Annotated in this window: 1 protein-coding gene; it reads left to right on the plus strand. The window is 63.4% G+C overall.

Annotated features, from left to right (window positions below; all coding sequences use genetic code 11):
• Nucleotides 1-555, plus strand: a 555-nt coding sequence (locus ACCD00_RS30715) for a TolC family protein (protein WP_413428934.1), incomplete at its 5' end; no start/stop codon positions are given.
• Nucleotides 556-655 lie beyond the last annotated feature (100 nt).

Genomic DNA, 655 nt, shown 5'->3' on the forward strand with positions numbered 1-655 from the left:
GCAGAGCGCCGGTTGGCGGCTTCCACGGCCGATGTCGGCGTGGCCACCGCGGACCTGTTTCCCCGGGTGAGTTTGAGCGGGTTCCTGGGGTTCACGGCGGGGCGTGGTTCGCAAATCGGCTCCAGTGCCGCCCGTGCCTGGAGCCTGGGGCCGAGCATCACCTGGGCCGCGTTTGACCTGGGCAGTGTGCGAGCGCGAATCCGTGGCGCAAACGCCGACGCCGAGGGGGCGTTGGCGACCTATGAGCAACAGGTACTGCTCGCACTGGAAGAGTCGGAAAATGCTTTCAGCGACTACGGCAAACGCCAGCAACGCCTGCTGTCGCTGATCAAGCAAAGCGAGTCGAGTCGCGCGGCGGCCGAACTGGCGGCGACGCAATACAAGGAAGGGGTGGTGGACTATCTGGTGTTGCTGGATGCACAACGTGAGCGGTTGAACGCCGAGGACGCCCAGGCACTGGGTGAAACCGACCAGTACCGGGCTATTGTCGCGATCTACAAATCCCTGGGCGGCGGTTGGGACAGCGGTGAAACCCGGCTAGCGAAAAACAACTGACTGACCCGTTGCTGTTGCTGTTGTTGTAGGAGCGAGCTTGCTCGCGATGGTCGTTAACGAAAACGCGGGCTTGCTGGCTAAGCGCGGCGCTCTTGAGTCC

Origin of the sequence: Pseudomonas sp. Pseusp3, assembly GCF_047304225.1 — a bacterium.
GTDB lineage: Bacteria > Pseudomonadota > Gammaproteobacteria > Pseudomonadales > Pseudomonadaceae > Aquipseudomonas > Aquipseudomonas fluorescens_CD.